At 72.2% G+C, this 11,769-nt stretch carries 11 protein-coding genes; 8 read left to right on the top strand and 3 right to left on the bottom strand.

What is annotated here, in order from left to right; translation table 11 throughout:
• The first annotated feature begins 74 nt into the window (after nucleotides 1-74).
• Nucleotides 75-446, top strand: coding sequence for a VOC family protein (locus ACSC1Q_RS16960; protein ID WP_436759669.1), 372 nt, complete (start codon nucleotides 75-77; stop codon nucleotides 444-446).
• 63 nt (nucleotides 447-509) lie between these two features.
• On the opposite strand, the gene ACSC1Q_RS16955 is transcribed toward ACSC1Q_RS16960, so the two are convergent.
• The gene (locus ACSC1Q_RS16955) at nucleotides 510-1,589 is read right to left on the bottom strand and encodes a cation:proton antiporter (RefSeq protein WP_435287939.1); all 1,080 of its coding nucleotides are present in this window, start codon (nucleotides 1,587-1,589) and stop codon (nucleotides 510-512) included.
• 86 nt (nucleotides 1,590-1,675) lie between these two features.
• On the bottom strand, nucleotides 1,676-2,158 hold the full coding sequence (locus tag ACSC1Q_RS16950; RefSeq protein WP_344744815.1) for a cation:proton antiporter regulatory subunit: 483 nt from the start codon (nucleotides 2,156-2,158) through the stop codon (nucleotides 1,676-1,678).
• A gap of 166 nt (nucleotides 2,159-2,324) precedes the next feature.
• Here ACSC1Q_RS16950 and ACSC1Q_RS16945 point away from each other — a divergent pair, with 166 nt between their 5' ends.
• The 5 genes from ACSC1Q_RS16945 (at nucleotide 2,325) to ACSC1Q_RS16925 (ending at nucleotide 7,719) form a co-directional block, all read left to right on the top strand.
• Nucleotides 2,325-3,155 carry an ABC transporter permease gene (locus tag ACSC1Q_RS16945; protein ID WP_436759668.1) on the top strand — a complete coding sequence of 277 codons (831 nt, stop codon included), beginning with the start codon at nucleotides 2,325-2,327 and terminating at the stop codon, nucleotides 3,153-3,155.
• Nucleotides 3,156-3,349: 194 nt separating this feature from the next.
• Complete coding sequence (locus tag ACSC1Q_RS16940; RefSeq protein ID WP_436759667.1) at nucleotides 3,350-4,093, top strand: ABC transporter ATP-binding protein; 744 nt, start codon at nucleotides 3,350-3,352, stop codon at nucleotides 4,091-4,093.
• Nucleotides 4,090-5,088, top strand: coding sequence for an ABC transporter substrate-binding protein (locus ACSC1Q_RS16935; protein ID WP_436759666.1), 999 nt, complete (start codon nucleotides 4,090-4,092; stop codon nucleotides 5,086-5,088). Before ACSC1Q_RS16940 ends, ACSC1Q_RS16935 begins: the two co-directional genes overlap by 4 nt.
• A gap of 28 nt (nucleotides 5,089-5,116) precedes the next feature.
• Nucleotides 5,117-6,226 (top strand): LLM class flavin-dependent oxidoreductase, encoded by a 1,110-nt coding sequence (locus ACSC1Q_RS16930; RefSeq protein WP_436759665.1) that lies wholly within the window; start codon nucleotides 5,117-5,119, stop codon nucleotides 6,224-6,226.
• Nucleotides 6,227-6,348: 122 nt separating this feature from the next.
• Nucleotides 6,349-7,719 carry a saccharopine dehydrogenase family protein gene (locus ACSC1Q_RS16925; protein ID WP_436759664.1) on the top strand — a complete coding sequence of 457 codons (1,371 nt, stop codon included), beginning with the start codon at nucleotides 6,349-6,351 and terminating at the stop codon, nucleotides 7,717-7,719.
• Between the two features lie 221 nt (nucleotides 7,720-7,940).
• On the opposite strand, the gene ACSC1Q_RS16920 is transcribed toward ACSC1Q_RS16925, so the two are convergent.
• Nucleotides 7,941-8,999 (bottom strand): TetR/AcrR family transcriptional regulator, encoded by a 1,059-nt coding sequence (locus tag ACSC1Q_RS16920; protein ID WP_436759663.1) that lies wholly within the window; start codon nucleotides 8,997-8,999, stop codon nucleotides 7,941-7,943.
• An 83-nt stretch (nucleotides 9,000-9,082) separates the two neighbouring features.
• Between ACSC1Q_RS16920 and ACSC1Q_RS16915 the strand changes: the two genes are divergently transcribed.
• Nucleotides 9,083-10,864: a right-handed parallel beta-helix repeat-containing protein gene (locus ACSC1Q_RS16915; protein ID WP_436759662.1), complete on the top strand. Its 1,782-nt coding sequence runs from the start codon at nucleotides 9,083-9,085 to the stop codon at nucleotides 10,862-10,864.
• Nucleotides 10,865-11,024: 160 nt separating this feature from the next.
• Complete coding sequence (locus ACSC1Q_RS16910; protein ID WP_436759661.1) at nucleotides 11,025-11,753, top strand: lysoplasmalogenase; 729 nt, start codon at nucleotides 11,025-11,027, stop codon at nucleotides 11,751-11,753.
• The last annotated feature ends 16 nt before the right edge of the window (nucleotides 11,754-11,769 follow it).

The raw sequence follows: 11,769 nt of genomic DNA, 5'->3' as shown, positions 1-11,769 counted from the left end.
GCCCGGCCAGGGGTATCTCGCCGCCGCGCGGCGACGACCTGTCCGGTGGACGGCGAGAAGCGAAGGAGAGATCCATGTTCCGGCAGACCAGGGCGTTCAGCGGGTTCGCGGTGGACGACGTCGAGACGGCGAGGGGTTTCTACGCCGAGACCCTGGGACTGGAGGTGTCCGAGAGGAACGGCATGCTGACCCTGCACCTCGCCGGGGGCGGGAACGTGCTGGTCTACCCGAAACCCGGCCACGTCCCGGCCTCGTACACCATCCTCAACTTCCCGGTGGACGACATCGACGCCGCCGTCGACGGGCTGGTCGGGCGCGGGGTGGTCTTCGAGCGGTACGACGGCCTCCCGCAGGACGACAGGGGCGTCATGCGGGAGGGGGGTCCCTTCATCGCGTGGTTCAAGGACCCGGCGGGCAACGTCCTGTCCGTACTCCAGGAGGGATGACCGGACCCTCCGGACCCTGACGATCCCCGCCCGGCCCGCCGGGGAGGCGGGCCGGGCGGGACCTCAGGCGCGCTTGGCGATGGCGGTGATGAAGGGCTGGACGAGCCGCGCGGCCAGCGGGCCGAACGCGGCGAGGATGAGGACGTACGCGGCGGCGAGCGGCCCCAGGTCGGGATGGACCCCGGCGGCCACCGCGAGCCCGGCGATCACGATGTTGAACTCGCCCCGGGGGATGAGCGCGATGCCGGCCCGCGCCTGCCCGGCCTTGGCGATGCCCGCCCGGCGGGCGGCGTAGGCGCCGGTGAGCAGCTTCGTGATCATGCTGATCAGGGCGAGCAGCGCGGCCAGCCCGGCGACCGGCAGGATCTTGGTCGGGTCGGTCTGCAGGCCGAAGAAGACGAAGAACACCGCGGCGAACAGGTCGCGGATCGGGGTGAGCAGCGCCTGCGCGTCCTCGGCCAGCTCGCCGGAGAGCGCGATGCCGACCAGGAAGGCGCCGACCGCGGCCGAGACCTGCAGCTGCTGGGCCACCCCGGCGACCAGCAGCGCGAGCCCGATGACCTTCAGCAGCAGCACCTCGGAGTTGGGGCTGGAGACGAACGCCTCGATGGCCTTGCCGTAGCGGAGCGCGACCAGCAGCACGACGCTGACCGCGGCCAGCGCGATCGCCACGGTGACCGCGCCGCTGGCGAGGCTCAGCCCGGCCAGCACCGCGGTGAGGACCGGCAGGTAGATCGCCATCGTGAGGTCCTCGAAGACCAGCAGCGACAGCACCACCGGCGTCTCGCGGTTACCGATCCACCCCAGGTCGGACAGGACCTTCGCGGTGATGCCCGATGAGGTCGCGTACGTGACACCGGCCATCGCGATGGCGGCCACCGGGCCCCAGCCCAGCAGCAGCGCGGCGATCGCGCCCGGCGCGGCGTTGAGCACCAGGTCGACGACGCCCGCGCGCGCGTTGCCCTTGAGGCTCGTCACGAGCTCGTCGGCGTTGTACTCCAGGCCGAGGGTGAGCAGCAGCAGGATGACGCCGAGCTCGGCGCCGACCGAGATGAACTCCTCGCTGGTGGCGAGGGGCAGGATGCCGCCGGTGCCGAAGGCCAGGCCGGCGATGAGGTAGAGGGGGATGGGCGAGATGCCCACCTTCAGGGCGAGTGCTCCAAGTATGCCGAGCCCGAGAAGGACAGCACCGAGCTCAAGGAAAAGAATCGCAGTGTGCACCCGGTGCCCTACCCGCCGGAAAGGATGTCGGAGACGGCGGATGTGCTCTCCGGGCTGCCCACCACGACCACCACGTCACCCTCGACCAGCCCGAAGTCGGGGGCGGGGCTGGCGAACACCTGGCCGTCGCGCACCACGGCCACGATCGAGGCGCCGGTGCGGGTGCGGACGCGCGCGTCACCCATCGGGCGACCGGCGTACGGGGAGCCGGGCAGGATCGGCAGCTGCAGGCTGACCAGGCCCTCGACCTCGCGGTGCAGGTCGTTGAGGCGCTGCACGATGCGCGGGGCGCCGAGCAGCTCGGCGAGCGCGTCGGCCTCCTCGTCGTTCATCTTGATGGTCTCGCACGCGCGGTCGGGATCGTCGGGGTCGTATATCACCAGGTCACGGCGGCCGGTGCGGTGAGAGACGATCCCGATGCGCCTGCCCGACCGCGTCGTGAACTCGTGCCGCAGTCCTATACCGGGCAGTGCCGTCTGCTCGACCTCCACCGTGCCAGCTCCTCCGCTTGCGTGTGCGTTCGTCCTTTACGGAAAACCTACCAACCGGGAGTCCGCGGTGCGCTATCGGCCAAATCATGTATTTCCGATTGACTTTGTAGGTTATTTGCCGGACGATGAACGGGAACCCAGCCCCCCGCCGTGAATGAGGTCTTCCGTGTCCGCTCCCGCCGTCGACGCGGGGATGCGACAGCGGGCCGTGCCACCGCGGTCACGTGTCCCCCTGTCCTCCTCCGCCGCCTGGCAGCGTCTCGTCAGCCCCCTGGTCATCGTCGTCGTCTGGCAGATCGCCAGCGCCACCGGACTCCTCCCGGAACGGCTCCTCGCCTCGCCCCTGAAGATCCTCACCACCGCCGCCGGGCTCGTCCAGGAGGGCGTCCTGCCCGAGGCGATCGCCGTCTCGCTCCAGCGGGCCGCGATCGGCTTCACCTTGGGCGCGGTCGCCGGGATCGGCCTGGCCCTGATCGCGGGGCTCAGCCGCGTGGGCGAGAACGCCGTCGACCCGCCGCTGCAGATGCTGCGGGCGCTCCCGCTGTTCGGGCTGATCCCGCTGTTCATCCTCTGGTTCGGCATCGGGGAGATCCCCAAGGTGGCCCTGGTCGCCCTCGGCGTGCTCTTCCCGCTCTACCTCAACACCTTCTCCGGAATCCGCGGCGTCGACGGCAGGCTCGCCGAGGTGGCCCGGGTGCTGCGGCTGAGCCGTACGGAGACGGTCACCCAGATCGTCCTGCCGGGCGCGCTGGCCCAGACCCTCGTCGGCCTGCGGCAGAGCCTGGGCGTGGCCTGGCTGGCGCTGATCGTGGCCGAGCAGATCAACGCGGACGCCGGACTGGGATACATGATCAACAACGCCCGGGAGTTCCTGCGCACCGACGTGGTCGTCGTCGGCCTGATCGTCTACGCGATCCTCGGCCTGCTGACGGACGCGGTGGTACGCCTGCTGGAGAGGAGGGCCCTGTCATGGCGGCAGAATTTCCTGTCACGCTGACCTCGTCCCGTACCGAGGCCCCTGACCGTACGGATGATCGTACGGAGGCCCCCGCCCGGACAGAGGCTCCTGACCGTGCCGAGGTCCGTGACCGTGCCGAGGCTCGGTCCGCCACGAGGACCCGGCCCTCCGGGGAGGCCCCTTCCGCCACGGAGGTCCCGTCCTTGGATACTCCGTCCTTGGATACTCCGTCTTTGGAGATCCCGTCCTCGGAGATCCCTTCTCGTACGGCGGCTCCGGTGGCGGCCGTGCGGGGGCTCACCCGGGCCTTCGGGGAGCGGCGGGTCCTCGACGGGGTCGACCTGGAGATCGGCAGGGGCGAGTTCGTCGCCCTGCTCGGCCGGAGCGGCTCGGGCAAGTCCACCCTCCTGCGGGTGCTCGCGGGGCTCGACCCCGGCGCCGACGGAGAGGTCGAGGTCGGCGACACCGTCGCCGTGGCCTTCCAGGAGCCCCGGCTGGTGCCGTGGAAGCGGGTCCTGGCCAACGTCGCCCTCGGCCTGCGCGCCCCCGACCCGCGCGCCGCCGCGCTGGCCGCGCTGGAGGAGGTCGGTCTCGGCGGCCTGCGCGACGCCTGGCCGCTCACCCTGTCGGGCGGCGAGGCCCAGCGGGCCTCCCTGGCCAGGGCGCTGGTCCGCGAGCCCGGCCTGCTCCTGCTCGACGAGCCGTTCAGCGCCCTGGACGCGCTGACCCGCATCACCATCCACCGGCTCGTGCTCGACCTGTGGGCGAGACACCGCCCCGGCATCCTGCTCGTCACCCACGACGTGGACGAGGCCATGCTGCTGGCCGATCGCGTCCTGGTGCTCGACGGGGGCGCCATCGCCCACGAGTCCAGGGTCGAACTGCCCCGGCCCCGTCACCGTGACCATCCCGATCTCGTCGCACTGCGCTCCACCCTGCTCAACCGGCTGGGCGTCACCCCGGAAGGAACAACATGAAACGTCGTGTCACCGCCCTGATCGCCGCGGCACTCCTCCTCACCGTCACCGCCGCCTGCGGGGCGGGGGAGGAACAGAGCGTCCGCGCCGACGGCTCGGTCGACCTGTCCCAGGTGACGCTGCGCATCGGCGACCAGAAGGGGACGGGCCTGCAGGCGCTGCTGACCGCGGCCGGCCAGCTCGACGACGTCAAGTACAAGGTGACCTGGTCCCAGTTCACCTCGGGGCCGCCCATCCTGGAGGCCATCAACGCCGGCTCCCTGGACTTCGGCGCGGTGGGCAACGCCCCGCCGGTCTTCGCCGCTGCGGCCGGGGCGAAGATCGCCGTCGTCGCGGTCGCGGAGAAGGGGGTCGGCGGCCAGGCCGTCGTCGTCCCGGCGGACTCGCCCATCAAGGCCCCCGCGGACCTGCGCGGCAAGCGCGTCGCCGTGGCCAAGGGCAGCTCCGCGAACTTCCACCTGCTGGCCGTGCTGAAGAAGGAGGGGCTGAGCTTCGAGGACATCCAGCCCCAGTACCTCCAGCCGCCGGACGCCCTCGCCGCGCTCTCCTCCGGCAAGATCGACGCCTGGGCCATCTGGGACCCCTACACCGCCCAGGCCGAGGCCCAGACCAAGGCGCGCATCCTGGTCGACGGCGAGGGCTACGCCAACGGCTTCGAGTTCCAGATCACCGGCAAGGACACCCTCGCCGACCCGGCCCGCACGGCGGCGCTGGGCGACTGGGTGGGGCGGATCCGCAGGGCGCACCAGTGGGCCAACGACCACCAGGACGAGTGGAGCAAGGTCTTCTCCGAGCTCACCGGGCTGGACCAGGGGATCGTCAGCACGGCGATCAAGCGCAGCTCGTTCAGGGACCTCAAGCTCGCCGGGGACGTCGTCGAGCGCGAGCAGCTGGTGGCCGACGCCTTCAGCGAGGCCAAGCTCATCCCGGTACCCGTCAAGTTCGCCGACGTCGTCGACACCCGCTTCGACGCCACCCTGGAGAACCCCTCGTGACGCCCTTCCCGCGGCTTGGAGGCACCCGATGAGGTTCCACTGGTTCCTGCCAACCGCCGGTGACAGCCGGGTCCTCACCGGGGGCGGCCACGGCCTCGCCAGGGGGCACGGCCGCTCCGAGGCGGCGGCGTTCCGCCCGCCGGACATCGAGTATCTGGCGCAGGTCGCCCGCTCCGCCGAGCAGCTCGGCTTCGAGGCCGTCCTCACCCCGACCGGCACCTGGTGCGAGGACGCCTGGCTGGTCACCGCCGCGCTGACCCGCGAGACCGAACGGCTGAAGTTTCTCGTCGCGTTCCGGCCGGGCTTCATGTCCCCGACACTGGCCGCGCAGATGGCCGCCACTTACCAGCGGCTCTCGCGCGGCAGGCTCCTGCTCAACGTGGTGACCGGCGGGGAGACCGTCGAGCAGGCCAGGTTCGGCGACCACCTGTCCAAGGACGAACGCTACGAGCGCACCGACGAGTTCCTCTCGATCGTGCGCGGCGCCTGGAGCGGCACCCCGTACGACTTCGAGGGCACTCACTACCGCGTCGACGGCGCGATGGTCTCCGAGACGCCCGACCCCGTCCCGGAGATCTACTTCGGCGGCTCCTCGCGGGCGGCGGGACCGGTCGCGGCCAAGCACGTGGACGTCTACCTCACCTGGGGCGAGCCCCCGGAGCAGGTGGCGAAGAAGATCGAGTGGGTCCGCGAGCTGGCCGAGGAACAGGGCCGCAAGCTCCGTTTCGGCATCCGGCTGCACGTGATCACCCGCGACACCGAACGCGACGCCTGGGCGGAGGCCGAGCGGCTGCTGGCCGCCATCGACCCGGCCGACATCGTCTCGGCCAGGAAGCTGCTGGGCCGCAGCGAGTCGGTCGGCCAGAAGCGCATGCTGGAGCTGCACGAGGGCTTCGCCGGTGGCACCGCCCGCGACCTGGAGATCCACCCCAACCTCTGGGCCGGGGTCGGTCTCGTCAGGGGCGGCGCCGGAACCGCGCTGGTCGGCAGCCACTCCCAGGTCGCCGAGCGGATCGAGGAGTACGCCTCGCTCGGCATCGAGGAGTTCGTCCTGTCCGGCTACCCCCACCTGGAGGAGTCGTACTGGTTCGGCGAGAACGTGCTCCCCCGGCTCGCCGCCGCACCTGCCCCGAGGTGAGGACGGGGTCGGTGCTCGCCTCCCTCCGGAGGTGAGCACCGCCGCCGCGCCCGCCCCGGGGGATGACGCGACACCCGGCGGTACGCCTTGCGCCCGGCCCCGGCAGGGAGGATTCTCGGCCCATGCCTGACGACCGCCCGTACGACATCGTGCTGTTCGGCGCCACCGGGTTCACCGGGGCGCTCACCGCGGACTACCTAGCGCGCCACGCCGGTCCCTCCCTCCGCTGGGCCCTGGCCGGGCGCAACCGGGCCAAACTCGAAGCGGTCAGGGAGCGGATCGGCCTGCCCGAGCTGCCGCTGCTCCACGCCGACGCGACCGATCCCGCCTCCCTGGTGGAGATCGCCAGGCAGGCCAGGGTCGTCGCGACCACCGTGGGTCCCTTCGTCTCCTACGGCGAGCCGCTCGTGGCCGCCTGCGCCGACGCGGGCACCCACTACGCGGACATCACCGGCGAGCCCGAGTTCGTCGACCGCATGTTCATCCGCCACCACGAGCGGGCCAGGCGGACCGGAGCCAAGCTCGTGCACTCGTGCGGTTTCGACTCGATCCCGCACGACCTGGGCGCCTACTTCACGGTCAAGCATCTGCCCCAGGGCGTGCCGCTGGAGGTCAGCGGATTCGTCCGGGCCTCCGGCGCCCCCTCGGGGGGCACCGTGCACTCCGCCGTGCTGGCGATCTCCCGCTTCCGGCAGTCGGCCGAGGCCGCGCGCCTCCGCCGCGAACTCGAAGAGCGCCCCTGGGCACGTCCCGCGACCGGAACCGGGGTCGGGGCCGGTTTCACGACCGGGACCGGTTCCACGATCGAAGCCACGGCGAGCCCCGAGATCGCGATCCCGGCGAATCCCGCGACCGAGGCCACGGCCGATCCCACGGCCGATCCCGCGGCGGGGACTGCGGCGGGGACTGCGGCGGGGTCCACGCTCCCGATCGAGGCCACAGCGGCCCCCGGGGGCAGGAAGGCGCGCGGCGGGCCCGGGTCGCTCCGCTACGTCGGCGGCTGGGCCCTGCCGCTGCCCACGCTCGACCCGCAGGTCGTCGCCCGCTCGGCCCGCGCGCTGGAGAGCTACGGCCCCGACTTCACCTACCGCCACCACTTCGCGGTCAAGCGACTACCCGTCGCGCTGGGCATCGCCGCCGGGGCGGGGGCGCTTGCCCTGCTCGCCCAGATCCCCCCGGCGCGATCCCTGCTGCTGCGGAGCTTCGCCTCCGGCGACGGTCCCGGCGTCGAGCAGCGGGCCAGGAGCTGGTTCAAGGTCACCTTCCTCGGTCAGGGAGGTGGGGAGCGCGTCGTCACCGAGGTCGCGGGCGGCGATCCCGGCTACGGCGAGACCGCCAAGATGCTCGGCGAGTCGGCGCTCTGCCTGGCGACCGACGACCTGCCCGACGTCTCAGGCCAGGTCACCACCGCCGTGGCGATGGGCGACGCGCTGATCGACAGGCTCGGGCGTGCGGGCATCACGTTCAGGGTGCTGAGCGACTCGCGGAAGTAGGCGCCCACCCGGGGCGGGAGCCCGTCATCGGCCGGGCACGCCTCGCCGGAACGCGACCGGCCGGAATCCACTCCGTCGGAACACAGGTCGAGCGGAACCCGTCGGACCGGGGTGAAATCCGCCTGGCCGGGACCGCCGAACGGGAACGCGAGCGGCCGGGGCCTGCTCGGCGGGACCCGGTGCGGCCAAGGCCCGATCCAGCCGGACCCCGTTCGGGCGGGTCACCCCCGGCCAGAGGGGTCGCTCGGCGGCGGTGTGGAGCGGTGGCGCCTGCGGTAGGCGCGCTGCTGGCAGGCCCGTGAGCAGTAGGCGCGAGGGCGGCCCGCCTCCGCCCGTTCCATGCTCGTTCCGCACATCGCACATGAGGCACTTTCGTCACGGCTTACATCACGCTCACGGACCAGTGCCTCGATGCCGTCCAGCACGCGCCGCAGGCCGAACTCGAAGGAGTCCTCCGGCTCGTCGTAGCCACCGGCCTCCCAGACGCGCGTCAGCGTGGGGTAGCGGTGAAGGTTCTCGTACAGGGAGTCCCTGGCGCCCCACCACTCCTCCTCGGAGACCCCGGTGTGCCGCTCGATCCTGGTGATCTCCGCCACCCTGGCCGCCTCGCTGTCCACGAACCGGCCGACGAGGCCCACCACGGCGACCATCTCGGCGGGTCTGAGGCCGATCCCCGACACGGTGCCGAGCGCGTACTCGAAGTGGGCGATGGAGTTCGGGCCGGGGACGTGCCGGGTGCCGCGTGCTCCGGCCAGCCAGGGGTGGCGGCGGCACAGCGCCCAGCCACGTCGCGCCCACCCCTCAAGCGCCTCGCGCCATCCGTGCGACACGTCCGTCGATGTCCCGACCGATGTTCCGTCCGATGTCCCCGCCGGGGCCCCGGCGGGGGACACCGGTGCGACACCATCCCCGGCCGTGTCCGCCACTCCCTTCGTATCCTCCGCACCCGCGGTGCTCGCGGTGGAGCTCGTCGTGACGTCGCCCATCACCGCGTCGCACATCAGGTCGACGAGCTGCGCCTTGCCCGGCACGTGCCGGTAGAGCGACATGCTGGTGAAACCGAGCCGTTCGCCGACCCGTCGCATGGACAGCGCCTCGATCCCGTCGGCGTCGGCGATCTCTATGGCGGCGCGCACGATCGCGCCGACGCTCAGCCCCTGCCTCAGCCCCTGCCTCGGCCCCTGCTGCGGCGCCTGCTGCGGCGCCTGCCTCTGCGCGGCGTCCCGCGGCTCCCGCCACAGCAGCTCGACCGTCCGGTCCGGATCCTCCTCGGCGGCCACCCGCTCCTCCTTCGACTTGACGCTCGGCCCCAATATCTGTTTATGCTGTATATCACTGTTTACATTATAAACGAGGAGGCTCCTTGAACGAGCTCTACGTCTCCCCCTCGGGTGACGACGCCTGGCCCGGCACCCGGGAACGGCCGCTCGCCACCCTCGCCCACGCCCGTGACCTGGCCCGTGACCTGCCCCGTGGCGCGGGCGCCGTGGTCAACCTGCTCGCGGGCACGCACCGGCTCGACGAAACCCTCCGGCTCACCGAGGCCGACTCCGGCGTGACCTACCGGGCCGCGGGCGGGGACGGCGAAGACGGCGAGGCCGGAGAGGACGGCGAGGACACCGAGGCCGGGGAGGTCGTCGTCAGTGGCGGCCGGAGGATCACCGGCTGGCAGGAGCGGGACGGCGTCTGGGTGGCCGAGGTCGGCGACCTCGACACCCGGCAGCTCCACGTCGACGGCCGCAGGGCCGAACGGGCCTCGATCGACATCCTTCCCGGGAACGTCACCAGGACCGACACGGGTTACGTCACCGACAGCACCGCCCCGCAGAGCTGGGGAAACCCCGGTGACGTCGAGTTCGTCCTGCGCGGTGTCTACCCGTGGACGGAGGCCCGCCTCGGTGTCGCAGCCGTCGAGGGGGACGAGCACTCGACCACCGTCACCATGGCCCAGCCCGCCTTCGGCTGGGCGATCGAGCTCTACAACTCGGTCGTCCCGTGGGAGGGCGGCGGCGAGTCGTACGGCCCCGGCCTGCCGACCCGGGTGGAGAACGGGGCGGGCTTCCTGACCGAGCCCGGCACCTTCGTCCTCGACAGGTCCCGCCCCGGCCACCACGTCCTGCGCTACCGGCCGCGCCCCGGCGAGGATCCCGGGCGGACGGAGGTCGTCGCGCCCGTACTGGAGGAACTGGTCACGGTCACCGGAGCCCGCGACGTCGCCTTCCTGGGCATCACCTTCGCCGACGCCACCTGGATGCGGCCGAGCCGTCCCGAGGGCTTCCTGCACTACCACGGCACCGGCTACTACGACGGCGGTCCCATCGAGAAGGTGTCGTTCGCCGAGGGGGCGTGGGTGACGGTGCCGGGGGAGTCGCTGACGATCCCCGCGAACGTCGTGTTCGAGGGCACCGAGCGGGTCGCGATCGAAGGCTGCCGGTTCACCAGGCTGGGCGCCACGGCCCTGCGGGTCTCCGGTGACAGCGCCGAGGTCCTGGTGCGGGGAAACGTGTTCGAGGGCGTCTGCGGCGGTGGCGTCTCGATCGGCGGGAGCCGTGGCGTCAGGATCGAGAACAACTGGGTCCACGACATCGGCCTGGAGTACTCCGGCTCGCCCGGCATCGCGGTGACCGCGAGCGAGGACTCCACGGTCGCGCACAACCAGGTGAACGACGTCCCGCACTGCGGCATCGTGCTCGGCCCCGGCAGGAGCACCCGGGTCCTGCGCAACCTCACCTTCGACACCCTCAAGGTGCTCGCCGACGGCGGCGGCATCTACCTGTCGGGCCCGCAGGGCGACTCCCACGACAGCGGCGCGGTGATCCGCGGCAACGTCGTGCGCGACACGCTCACGCCGTACAACTTCGCGCTCTACACCGACTACGGCGCCGCCTGGGTCACCGTCGAGGGCAACGCCGTCCAGCGCGCGGACAACACCGCCACCCTGCAGGTCTGGCCGCCGCTGGAGAACGTCGTCCTCCGCGGCAACTTCTGGGACGCCGATCCCGTGGGCTGGGACGACCCCCCGGAGGGCGTCACCCTGGAGGGCAACGTGACGGTGGCCGACGGGAAGGACTTCGAGGCCCGTACGGCGGAGATCACCGCGCGGGCGGGCCTGGAGCCCGGCCACGCCCACCTGCTCGGCCGCTGACACCGCAGAGCCCTCCGCGCGGAGGGCTCTGCGGCTTCCCGGACTCCCCGGACTCCCCGGACTCCCCGGACTCCCCGCCACCAGGGTGTGCCCGCGAGCGGAGTCTCCTGAATCGCGATGGCGGCACGCCCCGCCGTCGGGCACGCCCTACCATTCAGCTGTGCAGAATGATGTTCTAAGGGCCGGGGTGTTCTCCCGTGCCGTGCTGGTCGCCTTCTGGGTCTGTTGCGCCGTGCACCTGGCGCTGGGGGTCGCCGGTGCCGCCCCGCTGGACTCCGTGACCAAGGCGCTGCTCATGCCGCTGCTCGCGGCCTGGGTGCTGGCACGGCGCGGGCCGCGCCCGCTGGTGGCCGCGCTCCTGCTGTCCTGGGGCGGCGACGTGGCCCTGGAGATCGACGGCCTCTTCCTCCCGGGCATGGCCCTGTTCGCCGTGGCGCACGTCTGCTACGTGACCTGCTTCGTCCGGGAGGGAGCCCTCGGCGCGCTGCGGCGCCGCCCGGTGATCCCGGTGGTCTACGCCGTCCTCTGGGTGGTCCTGATCCTCGTCCTGTGGCCCGGTCTCGGCGACCTGCGCCTGCCGGTGGCCGCCTACTCGCTGCTGCTGACCGCCACCGCGGTGACCGCCGCGGGTCACGGCCGGTGGATCGGGGCGGGCGGCGCCCTGTTCCTGCTCTCCGACACGCTGATCGCGTTCGAGCCGGCGGACCTTCCCCGCCTCCCGGCGCACGGCTTCCTGATCATGGCCACCTACATCGCGGGCCAGTACCTGCTGGCCTCGGGCGTCGTCGGCCGCCCCCGTCCCGGCCCCGGCCCCGGTTCCCTTCCCCGAAACCCGGCCGCGCGGAACGAACGCCCCGGCTCTCTTGGAGAAGCCTTGGGACCCGTATGAGCGTGAAGGCGAGCCG

This window comes from Streptosporangium heterodermiicola, from assembly GCF_051390675.1.
Taxonomy (GTDB): Bacteria; Actinomycetota; Actinomycetes; order Streptosporangiales; family Streptosporangiaceae; genus Streptosporangium.
The sequence above is the reverse complement of the archived record's forward strand: the minus strand, read 5'-3'. Positions and strand labels throughout refer to the sequence as shown.